Raw genomic sequence first — 24,066 nt, forward strand, 5'->3', positions numbered from 1 at the left:
AAGACCCCCGTCTGGTTCATGCGCCAGGCCGGCCGGTCACTGCCCGAATACCGTGCGCTGCGCTCGCAGGGCACGATGCTCGACGCCTGCCTGACGCCCGAGCTCGCCAGCGAGATCACGCTCCAGCCGGTGCGCCGGCACGGCGTCGACGCGGCGATCTTCTTCAGCGACATCATCGTGCCGTTGGCGATCCTCGGCATCGAGGTGGAGATCGCGGCGGGTCGCGGACCCGTCTTCGCCCAGCCGCTGCGGACGGCGGCCGACATCGCCCGCGCGGTCGAGATCGATCCCGCTCTCGTGCGCGAACGCGGCGAGGCCATCGCCCGCGCCGTCGAGCTGACGACCGGGATGCTGGCCGAGGAGTCCGAGTCGCGCGGCGAGCCGCTGCCGCTCATCGGCTTCGCCGGAGCCCCCTTCACCCTCGCCGCCTACCTCGTCGAGGGCGGACCGTCCAAGGACCACCTGGCCGCCCGCCGTCTGATCCACGAGGACCCGGCTGCCTGGCGAGCGCTGACGGAGTGGCTCGCCCGCGTGACGGGGGAGTTCCTCGCGCTGCAGGTCGAGTCCGGCGCCAGCGCCGCGCAGCTGTTCGACTCGTGGGCGGGCGGTCTCCCTCCCGAGGACTACCGCGCGGCGGCTCTGCCGGCATCCGCGGCGTCGTTCGACGCCGTGCGAGCTCTCCCGGTCCCCGTCGGCTCGGGCATCGACCACATCCCGCTCGTGCACTTCGGTGTCGGGACGGGCGAGATCCTGCGTGACATGGCCTCGATCGGCATCGACGCCCTCGGAGTCGACTACCGCGTGCCCCTCGACGAGGCCGCTCGTCGGGTCGGCGGCGACCTGACGCTGCAGGGCAACCTCGATCCCGCGTTGCTCTTCGCTCCGACCGAGGTCCGCGACGCGGCGATCGCGCGCATCCTCGAGGCCGGGCGTGCGGCCCGCGCACACGTGTTCAACCTCGGGCACGGGGTGCCCATGGAAGCCGATCCCGACGCCATCAGCTCGGTGGTGCGGACAGTTCACGCCTGGCGGTCGGCATGACCGTCGAGACCGACGTCGTCGTCGTCGGGGCCGGTATCGCCGGGCTGGTCGTCGCGCTCGAAGCCGTGACAGCGGGGAAGCGCGTCACCGTCCTCGAGTCCGATGACCAGATCGGCGGGATGCTGCGCCGTGGGCGCATCGCCGGAATCGACGTCGACCTCGGGGCGGAGTCCTTCGCCAAGCGGACCGATGCGGTGCCGCGACTCATCGCCGACTTCGCCCTGCCGCTCGAGGTCGTCGCACCGCGGTCGGGTCCCGCGCACCTGGTCTCGCAGCACGGCGTCGGCCTGCCCGGCACCCGGTGGAGCCGTCTGCCGTTGCCGCGACGCACGGTCATCGGCATCCCGGCCGACCCGCTCGCTTCGGATGTGGTCGCGATCATCGGCGACCGCGCGGCCGAGCGGGCCGCCGCCGAGGTGCTCGACGCCCCGATCGACCCGACCGCCTCGCTCGCCGACGTCGTCGAAGAACGCCTCGGCGAAGGCCTCCTCCGTGCTCTCGTGGATCCGCTCTGCCGCAGCATCTACTCGCAGCCGGCCGCGGCCGTTCCGCTCCCGCGTCTTCACCCGAAGATGTGGGCGGCGTTCGAGCGAACCGGATCGTTGCTGGCCGCGGCCGCGGAGGTCGCCCCGAACGCGCCCGGCGGAACCGCTGTGGGCGGGATCTCCGGGGGCATGTGGCGGCTCGCCGACGCCGTCGCGAGCCTCGCCGCCGAGCGAGGCGCGGTGATCCGCACCGGCACCGCGGTCGGCCGGGTCGATTCGGCGCGGGGCTCCGGCGTCACGGTGGCGCTCGCCGACGGCGGGACGATCCGTGCCGAGCACGTCGTCATCGCGACCGGCCCGCGAGGCGCCGCAGCCCTGCTCGGGCAGGACAGCGGCGCCATCGACGCAGCCGCCACGGCGCCGATCCAGCCCGCGGTTCGCCTGCTCACCGCGGCGGTCACCTCCGACGACCTGTCTGCGGAGCCGGTCGGCTCCGGCGTCATCGTCGCTCCTGACGCGCGCACCGCGGCCAAGGCTCTCACCCACATCGACGCGAAGTGGGCCTGGGCCCGGGAAGCGCTGCCCGAGGGAACGCATGTCGTGCGCCTCTCAGCGCGTGCCGACGACACCGCCGGCCTCGACTCCGCCGCAGCCGTTGCCCGCGAGATCTCGCATCTCACCGGTGCGCGCGTCGACCGAAGCGACGTCGGTGAGATCATCACCACCCGCTGGCGCGATGCCGTCGTCCCGGCCGAGTCCGAGGCGTGGACGGCGACGGTGATGGATGCCGCCGCCCGCGGCATCCACGTCACCGGCGCCGTCGCCGCCGGGACCGGACTCGCCTCGGTCATCCCGCACGCCCGCGCGCTGGCCCATGAGCTCTTCGCCGTTCCCTCCGTTCGAAAGGACTCCCGATGACCGAAGAACAGATCCCGCTCGGTTACACCCTCTTCGCGATCCTCGCGGGCCCGCGCCCGCGGCCGCAGACGCCCACCGACGCCGACCTCGCCGAACTCGAGCGCGTCGTCGCCGGACTGCCCGACGCAGGAGTGACGGTGCGTGGCCTGTACGACGTCACCGGCATGCGTGCCGGCGCCGATCTGATGGTCTGGCTGCACACCGCCCCCGGCTCCGACGACGACCCGGCGGCGCTGCAGCGCGCCCTGCGCGAACTTCGGCGGACGGCCGCGCTGGCCGCCTTCGACCTCGAGTGGAGCGCCATGGGCGTGCACCGCGAGGCGGAGTTCAACAAGCGGCACGTTCCCGGTTACCTTCGCGGCGAGCACGCCCGCGACTGGCTCTGCCTCTACCCGTTCGTGCGCAGCTACGAGTGGTACCTGCTGCCCGAGGAGGAGCGCTCGGCGATGCTCGCCCAGCACGGCCGCCGCGGCGCGAAGTTCTCGGACGTCATCGCCAACACCGTCTCGACCTTCGCCCTGAGCGACTACGAGTGGCTCCTGCCCCTCGAGAGCGACGAGCTGATCAGTCTCGTCGACCTCATGCGCGACCTGCGCGCCACCGATGCGCGGCGGCACGTCCGTGAAGAGGTGCCCTTCTACACCGGCCGACGCGTCGAGGTGTCCGAGCTGGCGGAGGTGCTGTCCTGATGAGCGCGAACGAGTTCCGCCCCAAGCCCCCGCGTGCCCAGAGCGCGCCGCCGTGCGCCCCCGGCTGCGCGGTTCCCGCCGCCGGTCCGGCGTCGTGCGGGGGAGCGCCCCACGTGAGCGAGCCCACGTCGTACGACGCGCTCCTCCTCCTCGGCTTCGGTGGCCCCGAGGGCCAGGACGACGTTCTGCCGTTCCTCCGCAACGTCACCGCCGGGCGCGGCATCCCCGACGAGCGCCTCGAAGAGGTCGCGCACCACTACCGCCACTTCGGCGGCGTGTCGCCGATCAACCAGCACAACCGCGAGCTCAAGGCCGCCCTCGAGGCGGAGATCGCCGCGCGCGGCCTCGGGCTGCCGGTGTACTGGGGCAACCGCAACTGGATGCCGTACGTCGACGATGCCCTGCGCGACCTGCACGCCGACGGGCATCGTCGCGTCATCGCGATCGCGACGAGCGCCTACAGCTCCTACTCGTCGTGCCGCCAGTACCGCGAAGACCTGGCCGACGCGATGGAGGCCACCGGACTGGCGGGCGAGGTCGAGATCGATAAGGTCCGGCAGTTCTTCGACCACCCCGGGTTCGTCGCTCCGTTCGTCGACGGCATCCGCGACGGCCTGGCGAAGGTGCGCGAGCGCGGCATCGCCGAGGAGGACATCGAGATCCTCTTCTCGACGCACTCGATCCCGAACTCCGACGCCGACCGTTCCGGCCCGCCCGAGCGCGGCTTCGGCCCCGGTGGCGCGTACGTCGCGCAGCACACCGCTGTCGCGGAGGCGATCGTGGCCGAGCTCGGCACGACGAGCCCGTGGCAGCTGGTGTTCCAGAGCCGGTCGGGCCCGCCGTCCGTGCCGTGGCTCGAGCCCGACATCAACGACGCGATCGCCGAGCTGCCCGCCGCGGGGCGCAAGGCCGTGCTGATCGTGCCGCTCGGGTTCGTCAGCGACCACATGGAGGTGCTCTGGGACCTCGACACCGAGGCGATGGAGACGGCCGAGGAGCACGGGCTGTTCGCGGTGCGCACCGCGTCGCCCAGCACGCACCCGGCCTACGTCGCGGGTCTGGTCGACCTCGTCGAGGAGCGGCTCGAGGGGACGCCCGTCGAGGAGCGTCCCGCGGTGACCTCACTGGGCCCCTGGTACGACGTGTGCCGTCCCGGATGCTGCGAGAACAAGCGCCTGGGCTTCCAGCCGGCGCTCGCGGGGGTGGCGCCGTGACAGCCGGTGCACACGACGTCGACAGGTCCGCGGCGCCGGTGCTCCGTCTCGGGACACGGGCGAGCCTGCTCGCCACGACCCAGTCGCGCCACGTCGCCGACGCGATCACGGATGCAACCGGGATCACCGTCGAGCTCGTCGAGATCACCACTGACGGCGATGTGCTGACCGGCTCGCTCGCGCAGATGGGCGGTACCGGTGTGTTCGCCACCGCCTTGCGCGAGGCGCTGCTGCGGGGCGACTGCGACCTCGTCGTGCACTCGATGAAGGACCTTCCCACCGCGCCCTACCCGGGATTGACCATCGGTGCCGTGCCGCCGCGGGCTCCGCAGCGCGACGTGCTGTGCGGTCCGAGCGAGGAGACGACTCTCGACGGTCTGCCCGAGGGGGCCGTCATCGGCACCGGGTCGCCGCGCCGCGTCGCGCAGGTCCTCCGGCGCCGGCCCGACCTGCGTGTGCGCGACATCCGCGGGAACATCGACACGCGCCTGCGCAAGATGCGCGACGGTGAGTACGACGCGATCGTCCTCGCCGAGGCGGGGCTGCGGCGCATCGAGCGCGACGCGGCGATCGGCGAGGTCTTCGGGCTCGACCAGTGGCCGACATCGGCCGGTCAGGGAGCCCTCGCGGTCGAGATCCGCACGGTCGACCTCGACGGACCGATCGGTCGCGCGGTCGCGCTGATCGACGACGCCGAGTCGTCGTCGCGCGCCCTCCTGGAGCGTGCGGTCCTCCGCCGCCTGGAGGCCGGGTGTGCCGCGCCGGTGGGGATCTCGGTCACCGGGCTCGCGGCCGAGTCCGTCTTCGTCGCCGAGGTCTACGCGCCCGGGGGCGACCGCACGGTGCGCGCCCAGCGTGCCCTGCGCGCCGACCTGACCTCCGAGGGCGAGCGTGAGTCGGTCGCCGCCGATGTCGTCGCCGAGCTGCTGGACGGCGGTGCCGCGGACATCGCCGATCTGCCGGGGACGAGCCGATGACGGGCGGCCTGAAGGGACGCCGCATTCTGATCCCCCGCGGGGGATCCTGGGGCGAGCGCGTGCGCGATGAACTCGAGCGCCGCGGCGCGACCGGCGTGATCGCGCCCCTCATCCAGTCGCGGCCCCCGCGCGATCTCGCCGCCCGCGACGCCGCCTTCACCGCTCTGGCTGCGGGGGAGTACGCCTGGGTCTTCATCACGAGCGCCGCGACCGTCGAGCAGCTCGTCGCCCAACGAGTGAGCATCCCGATCGGAACGCGCATCGCCGCGGTCGGCCGCCCGACTGCGCGCGCCGTGGCCGACGCCGGCTTCGAGGTCGAGTTCGTGCCGGTCGGCACCTCGTCGGCGACCAACATGATCGCGCAGTGGTGCGCCGGACGCTCGCCGCGATCGACGGGGCGCTGTCTCGTGCTCCGCTCCGACCTGGCGATGGCCGTCATCAGCGACGAGCTCGAGCTCCAGGGCTACGAGGTCGACGTCTGCATCGCGTACCGGACGGTCGGGGTCGACCTGACCCCCGAGATCGCCGAGGAGGTGCGCACCGGGAAGATCGACACCGTGCTCCTCACGTCGCTCAGCGTCGGGCGCGAGCTCCGCCGTCAGGTCGGCATCCCCGGGCCCGAGGTGTTCATCGCCTCGATCGGTCCCGGCACCACGCGCGACGCCGAGAAGCTCGGCTACACCGTGCACCACACCGCACACTCGCAGAGCGTCGACGCCCTCATCGCAGAGCTCGACGCGCGACCCGCACCAGAGGATTCCCCATGAGCACCTTCCCCGAGCGGCGCCTGCGCCGCACGCGCCGCACCCCCGCGATGCGCCGCCTGTCGACCGAGCACCACCTCGTCGCCGCGCAGCTGGTGCTGCCGGTCTTCGTGAAGGAGGGCATCGACGAGGCGCTGCCGATCGCCAGCATGCCGGGCGTCATGCAGCATCCGATCGAGGCCATCGCGAGCGTCGTGACGGATGCCGCGGACGCGGGCATCGGCGGGATCATGCTCTTCGGCGTTCCGGCCGTCCGCGACGCCGAGGGATCGGGGGCGGTCGCCGAGGACGGCATCCTCAATCGCGCGATCCGCGTCGCGCGAGACGCCGCTCAGGGACGCATCACGGTGCAGGCCGACCTGTGCCTCGACGAGTTCACCGACCACGGTCATTGCGGGCTGCTCGCGGCCGACGGGTCGGTCGACAACGACGCGACCCTCGAGGTCTACGCGCGGATGGCGCTCGCCCAGGCTCGGGCCGGTGCCGAGGTGCTGGGGCTGTCGGGGATGATGGACGGCCAGGTCGCCGTCATCCGAGCCGCGCTCGACGAGGCCGGTCACAGCGACGTCGCGCTGCTGGCGTACTCAGCGAAATACGCCTCGGCCTATTACGGGCCCTTCCGCGACGCCGTCGAATCGACTCTGCAGGGCGACCGCCGCACGTACCAGCTCGACCCCGCCAACGCGCGTGAGGGGCTGGCCGAGGCGATGCAGGACATCGCCGAGGGCGCCGACTACGTCATGGTCAAGCCCGCGGGCCCCTACCTCGATGTACTCGCGCGCGTCGCGGAAGCCGCCACAGTGCCGGTCTGGGCGTACCAGGTGTCGGGGGAGTACGCGATGATCGAGCTGGCCGCGCGGGCCGGCGCGATCGATCGTGACCGTACGATCGCCGAGTCGCTCGTCGGCATCCGGCGCGCGGGTGCCGATGTGATCCTCACGTACTGGGCCCGCGAGGTGGCGGACTGGATCCGCGCTGGAAAGGACTTCGCATGACCCGCAATGACGAACTGTTCGACCGTGCCCGGGCTGTCATCCCCGGAGGTGTGAACTCCCCGGTCCGCGCCTTCGGCTCGGTGGGGGGCACACCGCGCTTCTACGTTTCCGCGACCGGTCCCTACGTCACCGACGCGGAGGGACGCGACTACGTCGACCTCGTCGCGAGCTGGGGGCCGGCGCTGGTCGGACACGCTCATCCCGAGGTCATCGACGCCGTCGTCGACGCTGCCCGCCGCGGTCTGTCGTTCGGTGCGTCGACCCCCGCCGAGACCGAGCTGGCGGAGGAGATCCGCCGCCGCGTGCCGATCGCGGAGAAGATCCGTCTCGTCTCGACGGGCACGGAAGCGACCATGACCGCCATCCGGCTCGCGCGGGGTGCGACCGGACGTGACCTGCTGGTGAAGTTCTCGGGCCACTATCACGGTCACTCCGACGGGCTCCTCGCTCAGGCCGGCTCGGGACTCGCGACCCTCGCCCTGCCCGGATCGGCGGGCGTCCCCGCTCCGATCGCCGCGCAGACCCTCGTGGTGCCCTACAACGACCGGGTCGCCCTCGAGGCCGTCTTCGCCGAGCATGGCCCGAACATCGCCGCGGTGATCACCGAGGCCGCCGGCGCGAACATGGGGGTCGTCCCGCCCGTGCCCGGCTTCACGACGTTCCTCCGCGAGCTCACGACCCGGCACGGCGCGCTGCTCATCAGCGACGAGGTCCTGACCGGATTCCGCTCCGGACCCTCGGGCTACTGGGGAGTCCTGCGCGAGACGGGCGAAGACGTCGCTCCCGACCTGCTCACCTTCGGCAAGGTCGTCGGAGGTGGTCTTCCGGTCGCGGCGCTGGCGGGACGCGCTGAGATCATGGATCTGCTCGCGCCCCTCGGCCCCGTCTACCAGGCCGGCACGCTCTCGGGGAATCCCGTCGCGGTCGCGGCCGGTCTCGCCACCCTCCGGCTCGCCGACGCCGACGTCTACGCGCGCATCTCGCGAGCGGCCGACACGGTCTCCGTCGCGGCCTCGGCCGCCCTCGATGCGGCCGGTGTGCCGCACATCGTCCAGCGCGCGGGAACGCTCTTCAGCGTCTTCTTTGGCTCGGCGGTGGTCGCAGGCGTCCCCGACTACGAGACGGCGACGGGTCAGGATGCCGGCGCCTACGCGGCCTTCTTCCACGCGATGCTCGACGCGGGGGTGTCGCTTCCCCCCTCGGCGTTCGAGGCGTGGTTCCTCACCGCGGCGCACGACGACGTCGCCCTCGGCCGCATCCTCGAGGCGCTGCCGGGTGCCGCTCGGGCTGCCGCTGCCGCCTCCGCGGACGTATGACCTGCAGCGCCGCGCCGTCCGCCGGGCGACGCGGCGCCGCGCAACTAGGCTGGTCCTCATGCCTGTGACCCTGCTCGGTGCCGCCGAGATCCGCGCCCTCGCGGCCGAACTCGACGTGACGCCGACCAAGAAGCTCGGGCAGAACTTCGTCGTCGACGCCAACACCGTCCGCAAGATCGTGCACGCCGCCCGCGTCCAGCCCGGCGAGCGGGTCGTCGAGATCGGACCCGGTCTGGGGTCGCTGACGCTCGCGATCCTCGAGGCCGGAGCGAGCGTCACAGCGGTCGAGATCGACCACCGCCTCGCCGCGCACCTTCCGGTCACCGCGGCCCGGCACGGCGTCGCCGACGGCGCGCTGACGGTCGTCGACGCCGACGCGCTGCGCGTCACCGAGCTTCCGGGCGATCCGACCGTGCTCGTCGCGAACCTGCCGTACAACGTCAGCGTTCCCGTGCTGCTGCATTTCCTCGAGACCTTCCCGTATCTGCGGCGCGGTGTGGTGATGGTGCAGGCCGAGGTGGCCGAACGCCTCGCCGCTGCGCCCGGGTCGAAGATCTACGGCTCGCCGAGCGCGAAGGCCGCGTGGTACGGATCGTGGCGTCTCGCCGGCACGGTCTCGCGGCAGGTGTTCTGGCCCGTCCCGAACGTCGACAGCCTGCTGGTCGCCTTCGAGCGGGATGCCGAGGCGCGCGGCGACGAAGCCCTCCGCCGCCGCACATTCCAGATCATCGACGCGGCCTTCGGCCAGCGGCGCAAGATGCTCCGCCAGGCGGTCTCGCCGCTGTTCGGCGGAACCGCGGCGACGGCGTCGGCGGCTCTCGAGGCCGTCGGCATCGACCCGACCCTGCGCGGCGAGCAGCTCACGATCGACGATTTCGTGCGGCTCGGGGCATCTGTTCACTGAACGCTCATCAGCGCGTCATCGGGTTCTCCCGAAACATGCCGGTAACATTCGGGACGAGCCGCGAGCGTCGCGGCGAGCATCACCCGACCCGGAAGAGACGATGCGAACCGCCGAGTACCCGGCACCCGAAAGGGTGCTGCTGCACCTGAGCGACACCCACCTGCGAGCCGCCGGCTCCCAGCTCTTCGACCGCGTCGACGCGGCCGCGCACCTGCGCCGGGCCCTCGATGCGATCGAGACGGCCGCCCTTCGCCCCGACGGGATCGTCTTCACCGGCGACCTCGTCGATCTCGGCGAGCGCGGTGCGTACGCCGAGCTGCGCGACCTGGTCGAGCCGTTCGCCGAGCGTCTGGGGACCCGCGTCTTCTGGGTCATGGGCAACCACGACGACCGCGCAGGATTCCGCGAGACGCTGTGGCGCGAGCCCGGTACCGCTGATGCCGCCGATCGCGTCGACGAGATCGACGGGCTTCGGCTCATCACGCTCGACACCAGCGTCCCCGGCGCGCATCACGGCGAAGTGCGCCCCGCGCAGCTGGCGTGGCTGCGCGAGGTGCTGTCGACCCCGGCCCCGCTGGGGTCGATCCTCGCCATGCATCATCCGCCGGTCCCGAGCGTCCTGCCGCTGGCGGCCAGCGTCGAGCTCCGCGACCAGCGCTCGCTCGCCGCTGTGCTCGCGGGCTCGGACGTGCGCGCCATCATCGCGGGCCACCTGCACTATTCGACCTTCGCGACGTTCGCCGGCATCCCGGTCTCGGTGGCGTCCTCGACCTGTTACGCGCAGGACCTCACGGTTCCCGTGGGAGGCACGCGCCCGCAGGACGGCGCGCAGTCGTTCAACTTCGTCCACGTGTACGACGACACGGTCGTGCATTCGGTCGTGCCGGTCGATGCGCCGGCCACCCTCGAGTACACCGACGCGGGCGAGGCTCAGCGGCGGCTTGCCGAGGCCGGGATCGCGCCCGTCAGCGCTTCACGCCGGAGCGCGCCGCCGACGCGTCCCGTGCCCGTCCTTCGCTGACCGCCGGGATCTCCCAGGGCGCGCGGATCGGGAACATCCGCTCCAGCACATCGCGCAGCGATGCGACCCGGATCTCCTCCGGAACCTCGGTCTCGCCGCCGTCGTTCAGGCAGAACATGTCGATGTCGCGACGCTTCGCCAGCCGCTCCATTCCGGCGAGCGAGCGGGCGAGCGTCGTCTGCACGTACCGGGTGCGCGGCACCGATGTCGGCAGCGCGCGCCCCGTGAACATCGCGTAGTAGTGGTAGAGCGAGTTGGTCACGGAGATGTCGGTCGCAGCGCGGAAGCGGGATGCCGCGGTGCGGCGGAAGTCCTCGGGGAACGTCTCCTCGAGCTCCTGCATGACGCTGCGGCGCAGGGGAGCGGCGCAGTGCTCGAGGTCGCGGACGATGACGCGCCCGAAGCGTTCCTGCAACAGGGCTCGGTTGACGCGCAGGCCGTTGTCGTGGCCCGAGCGCTCCAGGCGCGGGTCGCCCGCGCCGATGCGCACGTCGCACTCGACGAACGACGAGATGCCGCCGGGCGAGAAGAAGAGCTCGGGACGCACGGGGCGACCGAAGAACATGTCGTCGTTCGAGTACAGGAAGTGCTCGGCCAGCCCGTCGATGCGGTGCAGCTGGGCCTCGACCGCGTGCGAGTTGTGCGTGGGCAGAGTGGAGGGGTCGGCGAAGAACTCCTCGCTGCGCACGATCGTCACCTTCGGGTGGTCGGCGAGCCATGCGGGCGCGGGGGAGTCCGTCGCGATGAAGATCCGCCGCACCCACGGCGCGTACATGTGCACGCTCCGCAGGGCGTAGCGGAGCTCGTCGACGTGCCGATAGCGGGCCGGACCGTCATCTCCCTCGCCGACGACGTACTCGGAGAGCTGGGCGGCGCGCTGCCGCTGGAACTCGCTCGCCGAGCCGTCGACCCACGAGAACACCATGTCGATGTCGTGGGTGACCTCGCGGGGGTGCGGGTCGAGCATTCCGACCACCGTCTGCCATTCGCGTCCGTACCGCGACCCGCTCACGATGTGCACGTCCTGCGCCGGCGTGATGCGCCGCATGAGCGCATTCGCCTGCGGAGCCTCGACGGCCGTCTCGCCGAACCGCCAGAACTCCACGCGCACGCCGTACTCGTGGTCGTACCGCCGGCCTCCGCCAGCGCTGACGCGGGGGCGGTAGGCCCGGAGCGCGTGGGGTGCGGAATCGGGGATGTCCGCATCGGCCGCGAAAACAGGGGCCGTGCCTTTCGCCTTGAGATACAGCGGCTCGCGCTGACCGAGACTGCGCAGGGTCGCCGCCGTCCTGTGCGCGTCCGCGAGGTCGATCGCGAGCGCGGGCGTGTGGAGATCGTGCCGGATGAGCAGCGTGCGGATGCCGGCGGACTCGAGCGCGTCAGCGATCAGCAGCAGGTCGGCGGTGCGGGCGCCGTCCGGCGTCGTGGTCTCGTGGACGAGGCGCAGGACGCCTTCGTCGAGGATCACGTCGTCGCGGCTCGCGGGCAGATCGATCCAGGGGTTCTCGCGGCGGGGCAGAGCGGAAAGGGCCAGGGTTTCCTCCTCGGGGGATGATTGTCTCGGTAGGCAGACTAGACATTCTCCGTTACATCGGTGTTTCCGCGCACCTCGGAGACTCTGCGCGAATGAGGACGCAAGCGGGTGCGCGCTCGATAGGCTCGGACGGTGACCGCCTCGCCCCGCTTCCCCGCCTCGCGCGGCGGAGACCTGCACCGTCCCTATACCGCAGCCCCCGATCGCTACGAGAGCAGCGGGTACCGCCAGGTCGGGGCCTCCGGGCTGTTCCTGCCGCCGATCTCGCTCGGGCTGTGGTGGAACTTCGGCGACAACATCCCCTTCGACCGTCAGCGCGAGGTGCTGCGCCACGCCTTCGACCGCGGCATCACGCACTTCGATCTCGCCAACAACTACGGGCCGCCCTACGGTTCGGCCGAGACGAACTTCGGACGCATGATGCGCGAGGATTTCGCGCCCTACCGCGACGAGCTGATCATCTCGTCGAAGGCGGGGTACGACATGTGGGACGGCCCCTACGGCAACCACGGTTCACGGAAGTACCTGATCGCGAGCGCCGAGCAGTCGCTGAAGCGGATGAGCGTCGACTACGTCGACATCTTCTACTCGCACCGCGAGGACGACACGACCCCGATCGAGGAGACGGTGGGAGCGCTCGACGCGCTCGTGCGTCAGGGCAAGGCGCTCTACGTCGGGATCTCGTCGTACTCGGCCGAGAACTCCGCTCGGGCCGCCGCGGTGGCCCGCGACCTCGGCACGCCGCTGGTGATCCACCAGCCTTCGTACTCCATCCTCAACCGCTGGATCGAGGACGGCCTGACCGACCAGCTGCGCCGAGACGGGATGGGCGCCATCGGCTTCATGCCGCTGCAGCAGGGCCTGCTGACGGGGCGGTATCTCGACGACGGCACGTCCGAGCGGTCGATGCAGCGCTTCTCGCTGCCCGATGACGGGCGGCTGTCGGCGTCCGCACTGGCGGGCCTGCGCGAGCTCGGCGACCTCGCGCGCGATCGTGGGCAGACCCTCGCCCAGCTCGCCATCCGGTGGACGCTGCGTGACCCGGTGGTCGTTTCGGCTCTCATCGGCGCATCGCGCACCGCTCAGCTGGACGAGAACCTGGCGGCGCTCGACGGGCCCGACCTCACCGAGGACGAGCTCGAGCGGATCGACGACATCGCCTCCCGCATCGGCTCGATCTGGGACGGGCCGGACGGCTCATGAGCCTCAGCGCCGTCCCCGACCGCGTGCGTGTGCGGGCTCCCGGCAAGATCAACCTGTTCCTCGACGTCGGGTCCGTCCAGGGCGACGGCTACCACGACGTCGCCTCGGTCTATCAAGCCGTCTCGCTGTACGAGGACCTGGTCGCCACACCGGCGGACGACTTCAGCGTGAGCGTCGTCGATGAGGCGGGTGCGCCCGTGCCCGGCGTTCCGCTCGATGATCGCAACCTCGCTCTGCGCGCCGCACGGATGGTGGCGCGCGAGGTGGGGTATCTCGGCGGCGTGCACCTGGAGATCTGCAAGGCGATCCCGGTGGCCGGCGGCATGGGCGGAGGCTCGGCGGATGCCGCCGCCGCCCTCGTGGCCTGCGACGCGTTGTGGGGCGCCGGGCTCACCTCCCCGGCACTGCAGGAGCTGGCAGCGCGACTGGGCGCCGATGTCCCCTTCTCTCTCATGGGCGGCAGTGCCGTCGGGACGGGACGCGGCGATCGCTTGAGCCCGGCGCTGGGGCGGGCCCGCTTCGACTGGGTCGTGGTGATCGACGAAGCCGGACTCTCCACCCCCGAGGTGTACGCGCAGCTCGATCGGTTGCGAGCCGAACGCCGTCCCGACATCGCGCCACGGCCCGAGCCGCCGGAGGTCGACCCGGTCGTCCTGCAGGCCCTGCGTTCGGGTTCCCCCGACCTGCTCGCGGGCGCGTTGCGCAACGATCTGCAGGATGCCGCGTGCGCGCTGCGCCCCGACCTGGGCGAGCTGCTCGATCGCGCCGTCGAGATCGGCGCGCTGGCCGGCCTCGTGTCGGGCTCCGGCCCCACGCTGGCCTTCCTCGCCGCCGACGCCGATGCGGCGCGCGGCATCGAGCAGAACCTGTCCGCGATGGGCCACCGTGCCCGTCACATCTCCGGCCCGGTGACGGGCGCGAAAGTGGTGACCCGATGACCGAGCCCCAGACCTCCTTGCTGAACCGTGACGTCGACGAGGCGTCGCATCGCGCGCTCGCCGAGCGCGGCTTGACGTACCTGACCGTGGCCGCCGGCGAACCGGCGTTCGAGGGCTGGATCCAGGCCGTCTCGCGCGGTTTCCAGGACGGCGAGCGCTCGCCCGAGCAGATCGCCGGCGCACGCGGCAGGAACAGCGGTCGGCGCCTGACCGGCGTGTTCGACGAGAGCGGGCCGATGCCGGAGGTGGCGGTCGGCACGATCGCGTCGTGGCCCTCCGAGCTCACCGTGCCGGGCGGAACGATCCCCGCCGGTGCGATCAGCGCCGTGACCGTCGCGCAGACGCACCGGCGCCGAGGCATCGCGCGGGCGCTCCTGGAGGGCGAGGTGCGCACCGTCGCGGCGGCCGGGCTTCCCATCGCCATGCTCACGGTGACCGAGTCGACGCTCTACGGCCGTTACGGCTTCGCCTCGGCGGCTTCCGCCGCGATCCTCGACATCGACACCCGCCGGGTGCGCTGGGCGGGTCCCACGCCCGACGGGCGCCTCGATTTCATCGATCGGACGGCCGCACGCGACCTCGTGGCGACGCTGCACGAGCGCACGCGTCACCGCACCCCCGGCGACATCGCGCTGCCGCCGGGACACGGCGACCGCTTCACCGGCACCGATCCCGACGAGAAGGACGGGGGAGCGATCCGCTGCGTGCAGTATCGCGACGCCGCGGGCGAGGTGCGCGGCATCCTGACCTACTCGCTCGCGCCTCATGAGCGGGACATCGTCAAGGGCACCGCGAAGGTGACGATCCTCATCGCCGAGACCGACGATGCGTACGCGGCGCTCTGGTGGTTCCTGCTGGAGCTCGACCTGGTGGCCCACGTCCGCGCGGAGCTGTGCTCGGTCGACGAGGCGGTGCTGTGGATGATCGGCGATCGGCGGGCCGCCTCGGTCTCGGTGTTCGACCACCAGTACCTGCGCATCCTCGACGTGCCGGCCGCTCTCCGCGCGCGCACCTACAGCTCCGCGGGGCGCGTGCTGCTGCGCGTGAGCGACCCGCTCGGGATCGCCACCGGCGAGTACCTCCTGACGGTCGATGACGACGGCGAGGGCACGGTGGCGACGGCGGCGGATGCCGATAGGGCCGGCGCCGATGTGCTCGAGCTGTCGGTCGTCGAGCTCGCGGCCGTCTATCTCGGCGGTGTGTCGCCCGAGACTCTCGGGCGCGCTGGACGCCTGACCGGAACCGACCTCGCGGCATCCTCGTGCATGTTCGCATCGACGATCGTTCCCCGCGTCGGCCTCTGGTACTGATCGCTCCGCCCGGGCCGGGATGCGCTGTTCTAGTCCATTTCGCGACATGACGCAACACGGCCCGAGTGTCGGCTCCGAACGCTAGCGTGAGAGACCACAACGGAGGGCGGCGCCATGCGTGCACGACTGGGCGACACGATCATCGCCGAAGCCGACGAGAGCGATCTCGTGCGGATCGAGGGCAACTGGTACTTCCCGCCGCGGAGCATCGCTCCGGGCGTCCTGACCGAGAGCGACACCGCGTACACGTGCGCATGGAAGGGTGACGCCCAGTACTTCGACGTCGCCGGTTCCTCGGACAAGGCCTGGTCCTACCCCACGCCGTACCCGACTGCGATCGAGCGCGTCGGCACAGATTTCTCCGGCTACGTCGCATTCGACCGCTCGGTCGTCATCGAGAGCTGAACGCGTGATCGAGTTCCGCGACGTCGTCAAGGAGTTCCCCGACGGCACCCGCGCGGTGCAGGACTTCTCTCTGGTCATCCCCTCGCACAAGACGACCGTCTTCGTCGGATCGTCGGGATGCGGCAAGACGACGCTGCTCCGCATGATCAACCGCATGGTCGAGCCGACCTCCGGAGCCATCGAGATCGACGGCGAGAGCGTCGCGACCGGTTCGCCGGTGCATCTGCGCCGCCGTATCGGATACGTCATGCAGAACTCGGGGCTGCTGCCGCACTTCACCGTCGCCGACAACATCGCCACGGTGCCCGTGCTGACCGGCACGAGCCGGCGTGACGCGCGTCGCCGGGCGCTCGAGCTGATGGAGACGGTCGGTCTCGACACCCGGATGGCCGATCGCTACCCGAGTCAGCTGTCGGGCGGCCAGCAGCAGCGCGTGGGAGTTGCCCGGGGCCTCGCGAACGACCCCAACATCCTCTTGATGGACGAGCCGTTCGGCGCGGTCGACCCCATCGTGCGTGACGAGCTGCAGCAAGAGCTGCTGCGTCTGCAGCGCGAGCTCGGCAAGACCGTCGTCTTCGTCACCCACGACATCGACGAGGCGTTCCTCCTCGGCGACCAGGTCGTGATCCTCGCGGCCGGCGCCCGGAAGCTGCAGGTCGGCTCGCCCAGCGAGATCATCCGCGACCCGGCCGACGAGTTCGTCGCGAGCTTCATCGGCGTCGACCGGGGCAAGCGCGCCCTGCGCGTCGAGCGGACGGCCAACGGCGCGGTTCTCGTCGATTCCGAGGGGCGCACGCAGGGCACCCTGGTCGAAGGCGACGCCTGACGTGTCGTGGATCTGGTCGAATCTCGACCTCATCTTCTCGCTCGCTCTCGATCACATCCGGCAGAGCGTCATCGCGATCGTGCTCGGGTTCGTGCTCTCGGTGCCGCTCGGGTGGGTCGCGTGGCGCTATCGCCTGCTGCGCGGCTGGGTCATCACCTTGACGGGACTGCTCTACACGATCCCCTCGCTCGCGCTGCTCGTCCTGCTGCCGAGCGCGCTCGGGTACGGCATCCGCACCGAGACGAACCTCATCGTCGGGCTGACGATCTACGCCATCGCGATCCAGACCCGCTCGGTCGCCGACGGCTTCGACTCGGTCGACCCCGGCGTCCGGCAGGCGGCGACAGCGATGGGATACGGCGGGTTCCGGCGTTTCTGGGCAGTCGACCTGCCGCTGTCGGGCCCCGTGCTGCTCGCCGGCCTGCGGGTGATGGCCGTCTCGACGGTGTCGCTCGCGACGGTCGGCATCCTCGTCGGCGTCACGAACCTCGGCTACCTCTTCACCAACGGCATTCAGCGCCGCCTGCTCGAAGAGGTGTTCGCCGGCATCGTCGCGGTCGCGATCATCGCGCTCGTCATCGATGCGCTGCTCGTGGTGATCGGACGCCTCGTGATGCCGTGGGCGTACGCGAGCTCGGCCCGCCGCGATCGTCGCGCGCGCCGCCGACGGGAGGCGACCGCATGAACGTCTTCGTCGACGCGATCGCCTGGGTCCTCGACCCCGCCCAGTACACGGGCAGCAACTCGGTGCCGTTCCTGATCGGCCAGCAGCTGTTCTACACCTTCGTCTCGGTCCTGATCGCCGCGCTCATCGCCGTTCCGATCGGCTGGGCTATCGGACACACGGGGAAGGGGCGCGAGTTCGCCGTGGCCGTGTCGGGAGCGGCCCGCGCCATCCCCTCGTTCGGACTGCTGATCCTGCTGATCCTGCTGCTGGGCGTCACCCAGAAGACCGAGGCGGCGTTCATCACGTTCGTCGTGCTGGCGATCCCGCCGCTGCTCGCGGGCGCCTACAGCGGACTGCAGGCGATCGATCGCCGCACGATCGACGCCGCTCGGGCCGTCGGCATGACGGAGTGGCAGATCCTCTGGCGCGTGGAGGTTCCTCTGGGCCTGCCGCTCCTCATCGGCGGACTGCGCTCCGCGGTGCTGCAGGTGGTGGCGACCGTGACGATCGCGGGGTACACCGACCTCGGGGGGCTCGGCTTCCGCATCATCCAGGGCATCGACCTCCGCGCGATCGACCAGGTGCTCGGCGCCGCACTGATCCTCGCGCTGCTCGCCCTCCTGCTCGACGCCGTCTTCGCCCTCCTGCAACGTCTCAGCGCGCCACGCGGTGTGCGCGCCGCCGACGCCCCGCAGCGGAACCGCCGGCCCGTCGCCGCGACCGCCTGACCGACCTTCCCGACCCACAGCACCGAACTCCCGCACCATCGAAAAGAGGAACCCATGTCCCGCTTCACCACCCGCCGCCTGCTGACGGCCGGTGTCGGCGTGCTCGCCGCCACCACCCTGTTCGCCGGATGCGCGAGCTCCGACCCGCTCGCGGAAGGCGGCGGCGAGTCGGCGGCCCCCGCCGACGGCACCATCGTCATCGGCTCGCAGGACTACTACTCCAACGAGATCATCGCCGAGATCTACGCCCAGGCGCTCGAGGGCGCAGGCAAGACCGTCGACCGTCAGTTCACGACCGGCCAGCGCGAGGCGTACCTGCCCGAGCTCGAGAGCGGCTCGCTGACGCTGTTCCCGGAGTACACCGGCAACCTGCTGCAGTACTTCGACGAGGACACCACCGCCCGCACCTCCGAGGACGTGTATGCCGCTCTCGCCGACGCGCTCCCCGAGAACCTCACGGTGCTCGACCAGGCGACCGCGAGCGACCAGGACTCGTACACCGTGACGGCGGCATTCGCCGAGCAGTGGAACCTGACCACGATTGCCGACCTCGCGAACGTCACCGAGCCGCTGACCCTCGGCGGCCCGGCCGAGCTCGAGCAGCGTCCCTACGGCCCGACGGGCCTCGCCGACACCTACGGCATCGAGGTCGGCTTCCAGGCGACCGGCGAGACCACGGTCGACGACCTCGTCGCCGGCACCGTCAACGTCGCGAACGTCTTCACGGCCGACCCGCGCATCCAGACCGATAACCTCGTCGTGCTCGAAGACCCCGAGGGGCTCTTCCTCGCGTCCAACGTCGTCCCGGTCGTCAACAAGGAACTCGCTGGCGAGGTCGAGGACACCATCAACGCCGTCAGCGCGAAGCTCACCCCAGAGGCCCTGGTCGCCCTGAACGTCCAGAGCACGGTCGACAAGCTCGAGCCGGCCGCGATCGCGAAGAAGTTCCTCGAGGACAACGGACTCGTCTGATCCGCAACGAAGCCCCCGGTGCGCAGAGCGCCGGGGGCTTCGTCGTGCGGCGCGCACTCAGCCGTCGATGGCCTCGCCGAGCTCGAGCCAGCGTTCCTCGAGGGTCGTCGTCTCGGCGACGAGTTCATCGCGCCGGCGCTGCAGGCTCATGATCCGCTCGAAGTCGTCGTGAGCCTCCGCGAGCTGGGCGTCGACGGCCGCGATCTCGCCCTGGATCTTCTCGAGACGGCGGTCGATCGCCGAGATCTCCTTCTCGGCCGCTCGCCGCTCCGCGCCGCTCAGAGTGGGGGCCGCCGGGCTCGCCGCCCCGCCACCCGATGCCGGAGCGGATGCCGCTGAGGTCGACCCCGTGCGCCCGGGCTGCTCGCGTCGCAGCCGCAGGTACTCGTCGACACCGCCGGGAAGATGTCGCAGCCGCCCGCCGAGGATCGCGTACTGCTGATCGGTCACGCGCTCGAGGAAGTAACGGTCGTGCGAGACGACGATGAGTGTGCCGGCCCACGAGTCGAGCAGGTCCTCGATGGCCGCCAGCATGTCGGTGTCGAGGTCGTTGGTCGGCTCATCGAGGATCAGCACGTTCGGCTGGTCGAGCAGGATGAGCAGCAGCTGGAGACGCCGCTTCTGCCCGCCGGAGAGGTCCTTGACCGGCGTCGAGAGCTGCGCCGAGCTGAACCCCATGCGCTCGAGGAGCTGCCCCGGGGTCAGGTCCTGCGCCTTCGATCCCGAGCCGATCGTGTAGCTCGTCCGCAGATTCGAGATGACGACGCGGACCGGCTGGTCGAGGTGCTCGTCCAGTTCGCTCATGCGCTGGGAGAGGGTCGCGACCTTGACGGTCTTGCCGTGCTTGACGCGTCCCGCGGTCGGCTCGACGGTACCGGAGATGAGCCCGAGGAGCGTCGATTTGCCCGCGCCGTTCACGCCGAGGATGCCGGTGCGCTCGCCCGGCGCGATGCGCCACTCGACCTTCTCGAGCACGACGCGATCGCCGTAGCTGACACCGGCGTCGAGGACGTCGACGACATCCTTACCCAGTCGCGACACCGCGAGCGACTGCAGCGCGACCCGATCGCGGATCTCGGGAACGTCGGCGATCAGCTCGTTCGCCGCGTCGATGCGGAACTTCGGCTTCGAGGTGCGGGCGGGGGCGCCGCGGCGCAGCCACGCCAGCTCCTTGCGGGCGAGGTTCTGCCGTCGGGCCTCGATGGCGGCGGCTTGCCGGTCGCGTTCGACCCGCTGCAGGATGTACGCCGCGTAGCCGCCCTCGAACGGTTCGACGATGCGGTCGTGGACCTCCCAGGTCGCGGTGCAGATCTCGTCGAGGAACCAGCGGTCGTGCGTCACGACGAGGAGCGCACCGGAACCGGCCGACCAGCGGCGCTTGAGGTGCTCGGCGAGCCACGAGATGCCCTCGACGTCGAGATGGTTCGTGGGCTCGTCGAGGAAGATGACGTCGTGATCGCCCGCGAGGAGCGCGGCGAGCGAGACGCGACGGCGCTGACCGCCGGAGAGCCCGCGGATCGGACCTTCCCAGTCGAGGTCGCCGAGAAGGCCCGCGATGACGTCGCGCACGCGGGCGTCGCCCGCCCACTCGTGATCGGCGAGGTCACCGACCACCGCGTCGCGCACCCGGAGGTCGTCGTCGAGGTCGTCCGCCTGCGCCAGGACGCCCACCCGGGTGCCGCCGCGAACCGTCACGCGGCCCGAATCGGGCTCGACGAGCCCCGCGAGCATGCGCAGGAGGCTCGACTTGCCGTCGCCGTTGCGGCCCACGATGCCGATGCGGTCGCCCTCGTCGACTCCGAGGGAGACCCCGTCGAACACCACTTTGGTCGGATACTCGAGGCGAAGGCCCTCGGCTCCCAGAAGATGCGCCATATTGCTTCCAGGCTAGGCCACGCCCGCGGCGGGGCCGCTGTCAGCCGGAGCGGGATGCGTCAGGCGGACGCCGGCGGGGGAGAGCCGTCGAACCCCAGCGACAGCTTGCGCAGCAGCGACGCCAGGCGGTCCCGGTCGCCCTTCGACAGGCCGGACAGAAGCACGGCTTCCGCGTCGACGAGACGCGTGATGGCCGCATCCACGCGGATGCGTCCGTCGTCGGTGAGGGTCACCAGGACACTGCGCCCGTCGCCCGGATCGGCCTCGCGCCGAACGAGCCGGCGCGCGACGAGCCGGTCGATGCGGTTGGTCATCGTGCCGCTCGAGACGAGGGTCTGCTGCAGCAGCTGCTTCGGGCTCAGCTGGTAGGGCTCGCCCGCGCGGCGCAGGGCCGAGAGCACGTCCCACTCCCACGGCTCGAGATCGCTGCGGCGAAACGCCTCGCGCCGCGCCCGGTCGAGGTGACGCGACAGCCGGTCGACGCGCGAGAGCACCCCGAGGGGGGAGAAGTCGAGGTCGGGGCGCTGCAGCGACCACGCACCGACGATGCGGTCCACCTCGTCGGTCTCGTGTGCCATGGCACCATTATCCCGACCCGCGGGGCGGGACTCAGCCGCGGCGCAGACGCGACCCCGCGCGCTCTGGCAGACTTGTCGGGCTGCACCTGCGTGCGGCGTTCCGCCGTGGTGTAATGGCAGCACGACAGCCTTTGGAGCTGTGAGGTCTAGGTTCGAGTCCTGGCGGCGGAGCATGAGCGACACCCCACTCGACCCCCGTCTCGCTGTCGTGATCCTCGCCGCGGGGCAGGGGACGCGGATGAAGTCCTCCCTCCCGAAGGTGCTGCACCGCATCGGCGGTCGCCCCCTCGTCGGCCATGTGCTCGACACGGCACGCGACCTCGCACCCGCTCACGTGCTCGTCGTCGTCCGGCACGAGCGCGATCGCGTCGCCGAGGCCGTGCTCGGCGTCTCGCCCGAGGTCGTCGTCGTCGACCAGGACGAGATCCCCGGCACCGGCCGGGCCGTCGAGGTCGCTCTCGACCAGCTGCCGGACTTCGACGGTGACGTGCTCGTACTCAGCGCGGACGTCCCCCTGCTCGATGACGCGACGCTCGGCGAGATGCTGCGCACCCATCGTGCATCGGGCGCCGCCGCCACGATGCTGAGCGCACGCCTGAGCGACCCGACCGGTTACGGTCGCGTCATCCGTGACACCGCGGGCAGCGTCGACCGCATCGTCGAGCACAAGGACGCGTCGGATGCCGAGCGCGCCGTCGACGAGGTCAACGCCGGGGTCTACGTCTTCCAGGCAGCGCCGTTGCGCGAGCGGCTCGGCCGCATCAGCATCGCCAACGTGCAGGCCGAGAAGTACCTCACCGATGTCGTCGGCATGCTCCGCAACGACGCGCTCGCGGTCGCCGCGCAGCTCGTCGCGGACGCGAATCTCATCGTCGGCGTCAACGACCGGGTGCAGCTGGCCGAGGCCGCGCGCCTGCTCAACGCCCGCACCGTGCGCCGCTGGCAGCTCGAGGGGGTGACCGTGCAGGACCCCGCCACGACGTGGATCGACGTCACGGCGACGCTGGCCCCCGACGTGACCGTTCTGCCGAACACGCACATCCTGCGTGCCACGGTGATCGCGGAGGGTGCGACGATCGGGCCCGACACCAGCCTCTCGGACTGCGAGGTCGGCGCGGGCGCGACCGTCACGCGGAGCGACGCGACCCTCGCCGTCATCGGGGCCGACGCGACCGTGGGGCCCTTCTCGTACATCCGGCCGGGCACGCAGCTCGGCGAGCGCGGCAAGATCGGCACGTTCGTCGAGACGAAGAACGCCGTCATCGGGGAAGGCAGCAAGGTCCCGCACCTGTCGTACGTCGGCGACGCCGAGATCGGCCGCGGCGTGAACCTGGGGGCGGGTGCCATCACCGCGAACTACGACGACCTCGCCAAGCACCGCACCGTGATCGGCGACGAGGTCCACGCCGGCTCGCACAACGTCTTCGTCGCGCCGGTTAAGATCGGTGAGGGCGCCAAGACGGGCGCCGGAGCGGTCATCCGCAAGGACGTCCCGGCCGGTGCTCTCGCGCTCAGCGTCGCCCCCCAGCGCAATGTCGCAGGGTGGGTCGAGAAGAACAGACCCGGTACTGCAGCCGCCGCAGCAGCGGCACGCGTGCGGTCTTCACAGGAAGCGGACGATGGCTCGCAAGAAGAACACGGTTGACCTCGACGTCTCGCGGGGCATCGCCCCGGGACTGGTCGCCAAGACCAAGAAGCGTCTCGTCGTGGCATCCGGTGGCTCGCACCCCGCGCTGTCGGCCGATGTAGCAACGCAGCTCGGCACGGAGCTCGTCCCGACCGAGCACCGCACCTTCGCATCGGGCGAGATCCTCACCCGCTTCGAGGTGTCGATCCGCGGATGCGACTTCTTCCTGGTGCAATCGTTCGGACCGCCGGTCAACGAGTGGCTCATGGAGACGCTGATCATGCTGGATGCCGCCAAGCGCGCGTCCGCCAAGCGCATCACCGTCGTCGCGCCGTACTACCCCTACTCGCGGCAGGACAAGAAGGGTCGCGGCCGCGAGCCCATCAGCGCGCGTCTCGTCGCCGATCTGTTCAAGACGGCCGGCGCCGACCGCGTGATGAGCGTGGACCTTCACGCCGCGCAGATCCAGGGGTTCTTCGACGGTCCCGTCGACCACCTGTTCGCCAAGCCGGTCCTGCTCGAGCACTTCGAGCGCACGCTGAGCCCGGAGGACCGCGAGAAGCTCACCGTCGTGTCGCCGGACACCGGCCGCGTCCGCGTCGCCGACACCTGGTCCGACAGCCTCGGCGCTCCGCTCGCGATCATCCACAAGCGGCGCGACCCGAACGTCGCCAACCAGGTCACCGTCAACGAGATCGTCGGTGATGTCCGGGGTCGTGTCTGCCTGCTGGTCGACGACATGATCGACACGGGTGGCACGATCGTCAAGGCCGCGCAGGCCCTGAAGAACAACGGCGCCGAGCGCGTCATCGTCGCGGCGACGCACGCCGTCTTCAGTCACCCCGCGGTCGAGCGTCTGCAGGATGCCGCGATCGACGAGGTCGTCGTCACCGACACGATCCCGCTCGGTGACGACAAGCGCTTCCCCGGCCTCACCATCCTCCCGATCGCCCCGCTCCTGGCGCGCGCGATCAAGGAGGTCTTCGAGGACGGCTCTGTCACCAGCATGTTCGACGGCGCCGCCTGACTCGACCTGACCCCGGCAGGGTGACCCCGGCGCTGCATCGAGCGTCGGGCTC

23 protein-coding genes and 1 tRNA gene are annotated in these 24,066 nt (G+C 71.1%); 21 read left to right on the top strand and 3 right to left on the bottom strand.

The window, feature by feature from the left end; translation table 11 throughout:
* The first annotated feature begins 18 nt into the window (after window positions 1–18).
* The 10 genes from hemE (at window position 19) to ABIC53_RS03810 (ending at window position 10,324) form a co-directional block, all read left to right on the top strand.
* Entirely contained in the window at window positions 19–1,041 is a 1,023-nt protein-coding gene (gene hemE / locus ABIC53_RS03765) for a uroporphyrinogen decarboxylase (protein ID WP_282502583.1), read from the top strand.
* The gene (locus ABIC53_RS03770) at window positions 1,038–2,444 is read left to right on the top strand and encodes a protoporphyrinogen/coproporphyrinogen oxidase (protein WP_274179545.1); all 1,407 of its coding nucleotides are present in this window, start codon (window positions 1,038–1,040) and stop codon (window positions 2,442–2,444) included. The genes hemE and ABIC53_RS03770 overlap by 4 nt, the downstream gene beginning before the upstream one ends.
* The gene (gene hemQ, locus ABIC53_RS03775; RefSeq protein WP_274179544.1) at window positions 2,441–3,133 is read left to right on the top strand and encodes a hydrogen peroxide-dependent heme synthase; all 693 of its coding nucleotides are present in this window, start codon (window positions 2,441–2,443) and stop codon (window positions 3,131–3,133) included. The genes ABIC53_RS03770 and hemQ overlap by 4 nt, the downstream gene beginning before the upstream one ends.
* Window positions 3,133–4,347, top strand: a complete 1,215-nt coding sequence (locus ABIC53_RS03780; protein ID WP_274179543.1) for a ferrochelatase — start codon at window positions 3,133–3,135, stop codon at window positions 4,345–4,347. The genes hemQ and ABIC53_RS03780 overlap by 1 nt, the downstream gene beginning before the upstream one ends.
* On the top strand, window positions 4,344–5,324 hold the full coding sequence (gene hemC / locus ABIC53_RS03785; RefSeq protein ID WP_274179542.1) for a hydroxymethylbilane synthase: 981 nt from the start codon (window positions 4,344–4,346) through the stop codon (window positions 5,322–5,324). The genes ABIC53_RS03780 and hemC overlap by 4 nt, the downstream gene beginning before the upstream one ends.
* Window positions 5,321–6,091 (top strand): uroporphyrinogen-III synthase, encoded by a 771-nt coding sequence (locus tag ABIC53_RS03790; protein WP_112617980.1) that lies wholly within the window; start codon window positions 5,321–5,323, stop codon window positions 6,089–6,091. Before hemC ends, ABIC53_RS03790 begins: the two co-directional genes overlap by 4 nt.
* Complete coding sequence (hemB, locus tag ABIC53_RS03795) at window positions 6,088–7,083, top strand: porphobilinogen synthase (protein ID WP_274179541.1); 996 nt, start codon at window positions 6,088–6,090, stop codon at window positions 7,081–7,083. Before ABIC53_RS03790 ends, hemB begins: the two co-directional genes overlap by 4 nt.
* Window positions 7,080–8,399: a glutamate-1-semialdehyde 2,1-aminomutase gene (hemL, locus tag ABIC53_RS03800; RefSeq protein WP_274179540.1), complete on the top strand. Its 1,320-nt coding sequence runs from the start codon at window positions 7,080–7,082 to the stop codon at window positions 8,397–8,399. The genes hemB and hemL overlap by 4 nt, the downstream gene beginning before the upstream one ends.
* A gap of 58 nt (window positions 8,400–8,457) precedes the next feature.
* The gene (gene rsmA, locus ABIC53_RS03805) at window positions 8,458–9,303 is read left to right on the top strand and encodes a 16S rRNA (adenine(1518)-N(6)/adenine(1519)-N(6))-dimethyltransferase RsmA (protein ID WP_274179539.1); all 846 of its coding nucleotides are present in this window, start codon (window positions 8,458–8,460) and stop codon (window positions 9,301–9,303) included.
* Between the two features lie 100 nt (window positions 9,304–9,403).
* Window positions 9,404–10,324: a phosphodiesterase gene (locus ABIC53_RS03810; RefSeq protein WP_274179538.1), complete on the top strand. Its 921-nt coding sequence runs from the start codon at window positions 9,404–9,406 to the stop codon at window positions 10,322–10,324.
* Here the strand turns inward: ABIC53_RS03810 and ABIC53_RS03815 are convergent.
* Window positions 10,269–11,792 carry a stealth family protein gene (locus ABIC53_RS03815; RefSeq protein ID WP_274179537.1) on the bottom strand — a complete coding sequence of 508 codons (1,524 nt, stop codon included), beginning with the start codon at window positions 11,790–11,792 and terminating at the stop codon, window positions 10,269–10,271. The genes ABIC53_RS03810 and ABIC53_RS03815 overlap by 56 nt on opposite strands.
* A 198-nt stretch (window positions 11,793–11,990) precedes the next feature.
* Between ABIC53_RS03815 and ABIC53_RS03820 the strand changes: the two genes are divergently transcribed.
* The 8 genes from ABIC53_RS03820 (at window position 11,991) to ABIC53_RS03855 (ending at window position 18,907) form a co-directional block, all read left to right on the top strand.
* Window positions 11,991–13,061, top strand: coding sequence for an aldo/keto reductase (locus tag ABIC53_RS03820; protein ID WP_274179536.1), 1,071 nt, complete (start codon window positions 11,991–11,993; stop codon window positions 13,059–13,061).
* On the top strand, window positions 13,058–13,999 hold the full coding sequence (locus ABIC53_RS03825) for a 4-(cytidine 5'-diphospho)-2-C-methyl-D-erythritol kinase (RefSeq protein WP_354450497.1): 942 nt from the start codon (window positions 13,058–13,060) through the stop codon (window positions 13,997–13,999). The genes ABIC53_RS03820 and ABIC53_RS03825 overlap by 4 nt, the downstream gene beginning before the upstream one ends.
* Window positions 13,996–15,309 carry a GNAT family N-acetyltransferase gene (locus ABIC53_RS03830; RefSeq protein WP_274179534.1) on the top strand — a complete coding sequence of 438 codons (1,314 nt, stop codon included), beginning with the start codon at window positions 13,996–13,998 and terminating at the stop codon, window positions 15,307–15,309. Before ABIC53_RS03825 ends, ABIC53_RS03830 begins: the two co-directional genes overlap by 4 nt.
* A gap of 114 nt (window positions 15,310–15,423) precedes the next feature.
* Window positions 15,424–15,714, top strand: coding sequence for a DUF427 domain-containing protein (locus tag ABIC53_RS03835; protein ID WP_112617988.1), 291 nt, complete (start codon window positions 15,424–15,426; stop codon window positions 15,712–15,714).
* Window positions 15,715–15,718: 4 nt separating this feature from the next.
* Entirely contained in the window at window positions 15,719–16,540 is an 822-nt protein-coding gene (locus ABIC53_RS03840; RefSeq protein ID WP_114589291.1) for an ABC transporter ATP-binding protein, read from the top strand.
* Window position 16,541: 1 nt separating this feature from the next.
* Complete coding sequence (locus ABIC53_RS03845; RefSeq protein ID WP_274179533.1) at window positions 16,542–17,225, top strand: ABC transporter permease; 684 nt, start codon at window positions 16,542–16,544, stop codon at window positions 17,223–17,225.
* Window positions 17,222–17,935: an ABC transporter permease gene (locus ABIC53_RS03850; protein WP_274179532.1), complete on the top strand. Its 714-nt coding sequence runs from the start codon at window positions 17,222–17,224 to the stop codon at window positions 17,933–17,935. The genes ABIC53_RS03845 and ABIC53_RS03850 overlap by 4 nt, the downstream gene beginning before the upstream one ends.
* A gap of 54 nt (window positions 17,936–17,989) precedes the next feature.
* Window positions 17,990–18,907 (top strand): ABC transporter substrate-binding protein, encoded by a 918-nt coding sequence (locus ABIC53_RS03855; protein ID WP_274179531.1) that lies wholly within the window; start codon window positions 17,990–17,992, stop codon window positions 18,905–18,907.
* Window positions 18,908–18,964: 57 nt separating this feature from the next.
* On the opposite strand, the gene ABIC53_RS03860 is transcribed toward ABIC53_RS03855, so the two are convergent.
* Together ABIC53_RS03860 and ABIC53_RS03865 are read right to left on the bottom strand one after the other, a co-directional pair.
* Window positions 18,965–20,782: an ABC-F family ATP-binding cassette domain-containing protein gene (locus tag ABIC53_RS03860; RefSeq protein ID WP_274179530.1), complete on the bottom strand. Its 1,818-nt coding sequence runs from the start codon at window positions 20,780–20,782 to the stop codon at window positions 18,965–18,967.
* Window positions 20,783–20,841: 59 nt separating this feature from the next.
* Window positions 20,842–21,360, bottom strand: coding sequence for a MarR family winged helix-turn-helix transcriptional regulator (locus ABIC53_RS03865; protein WP_274179529.1), 519 nt, complete (start codon window positions 21,358–21,360; stop codon window positions 20,842–20,844).
* Between the two features lie 99 nt (window positions 21,361–21,459).
* On the opposite strand from ABIC53_RS03865, the gene ABIC53_RS03870 reads away from it, so the two are divergent.
* The 3 genes from ABIC53_RS03870 (at window position 21,460) to ABIC53_RS03880 (ending at window position 24,014) form a co-directional block, all read left to right on the top strand.
* Window positions 21,460–21,531 (top strand) — tRNA-Gln (locus tag ABIC53_RS03870).
* Between the two features lies 1 nt (window position 21,532).
* Complete coding sequence (gene glmU, locus ABIC53_RS03875) at window positions 21,533–23,005, top strand: bifunctional UDP-N-acetylglucosamine diphosphorylase/glucosamine-1-phosphate N-acetyltransferase GlmU (RefSeq protein WP_274179528.1); 1,473 nt, start codon at window positions 21,533–21,535, stop codon at window positions 23,003–23,005.
* On the top strand, window positions 22,980–24,014 hold the full coding sequence (locus ABIC53_RS03880; RefSeq protein WP_112617994.1) for a ribose-phosphate diphosphokinase: 1,035 nt from the start codon (window positions 22,980–22,982) through the stop codon (window positions 24,012–24,014). Before glmU ends, ABIC53_RS03880 begins: the two co-directional genes overlap by 26 nt.
* Window positions 24,015–24,066 lie beyond the last annotated feature (52 nt).

The organism is Microbacterium sp. 1262, from assembly GCF_040544895.1.
GTDB lineage: Bacteria > Actinomycetota > Actinomycetes > Actinomycetales > Microbacteriaceae > Microbacterium > Microbacterium plantarum.

Excerpts from the sequence above, each read along its gene's own strand:
- hemE (WP_282502583.1), top strand. The coding sequence starts at position 19 with ATGCGCCAGGCCGGCCGGTCACTGCCCGAATACCGTGCGCTGCGCTCG.
- ABIC53_RS03770 (WP_274179545.1), top strand. The coding sequence starts at position 1,038 with ATGACCGTCGAGACCGACGTCGTCGTCGTCGGGGCCGGTATCGCCGGG.
- hemQ (WP_274179544.1), top strand. The coding sequence starts at position 2,441 with ATGACCGAAGAACAGATCCCGCTCGGTTACACCCTCTTCGCGATCCTC.
- ABIC53_RS03780 (WP_274179543.1), top strand. The coding sequence starts at position 3,133 with ATGAGCGCGAACGAGTTCCGCCCCAAGCCCCCGCGTGCCCAGAGCGCG.
- ABIC53_RS03790 (WP_112617980.1), top strand. The coding sequence starts at position 5,321 with ATGACGGGCGGCCTGAAGGGACGCCGCATTCTGATCCCCCGCGGGGGA.
- hemB (WP_274179541.1), top strand. The coding sequence starts at position 6,088 with ATGAGCACCTTCCCCGAGCGGCGCCTGCGCCGCACGCGCCGCACCCCC.
- hemL (WP_274179540.1), top strand. The coding sequence starts at position 7,080 with ATGACCCGCAATGACGAACTGTTCGACCGTGCCCGGGCTGTCATCCCC.
- rsmA (WP_274179539.1), top strand. The coding sequence starts at position 8,458 with ATGCCTGTGACCCTGCTCGGTGCCGCCGAGATCCGCGCCCTCGCGGCC.
- ABIC53_RS03810 (WP_274179538.1), top strand. The coding sequence starts at position 9,404 with ATGCGAACCGCCGAGTACCCGGCACCCGAAAGGGTGCTGCTGCACCTG.
- ABIC53_RS03825 (WP_354450497.1), top strand. The coding sequence starts at position 13,058 with ATGAGCCTCAGCGCCGTCCCCGACCGCGTGCGTGTGCGGGCTCCCGGC.
- ABIC53_RS03830 (WP_274179534.1), top strand. The coding sequence starts at position 13,996 with ATGACCGAGCCCCAGACCTCCTTGCTGAACCGTGACGTCGACGAGGCG.
- ABIC53_RS03835 (WP_112617988.1), top strand. The coding sequence starts at position 15,424 with ATGCGTGCACGACTGGGCGACACGATCATCGCCGAAGCCGACGAGAGC.
- ABIC53_RS03850 (WP_274179532.1), top strand. The coding sequence starts at position 17,222 with ATGAACGTCTTCGTCGACGCGATCGCCTGGGTCCTCGACCCCGCCCAG.
- ABIC53_RS03855 (WP_274179531.1), top strand. The coding sequence starts at position 17,990 with ATGTCCCGCTTCACCACCCGCCGCCTGCTGACGGCCGGTGTCGGCGTG.
- ABIC53_RS03860 (WP_274179530.1), bottom strand. The coding sequence starts at position 20,782 with ATGGCGCATCTTCTGGGAGCCGAGGGCCTTCGCCTCGAGTATCCGACC.
- ABIC53_RS03865 (WP_274179529.1), bottom strand. The coding sequence starts at position 21,360 with ATGGCACACGAGACCGACGAGGTGGACCGCATCGTCGGTGCGTGGTCG.
- glmU (WP_274179528.1), top strand. The coding sequence starts at position 21,533 with ATGAGCGACACCCCACTCGACCCCCGTCTCGCTGTCGTGATCCTCGCC.
- ABIC53_RS03880 (WP_112617994.1), top strand. The coding sequence starts at position 22,980 with ATGGCTCGCAAGAAGAACACGGTTGACCTCGACGTCTCGCGGGGCATC.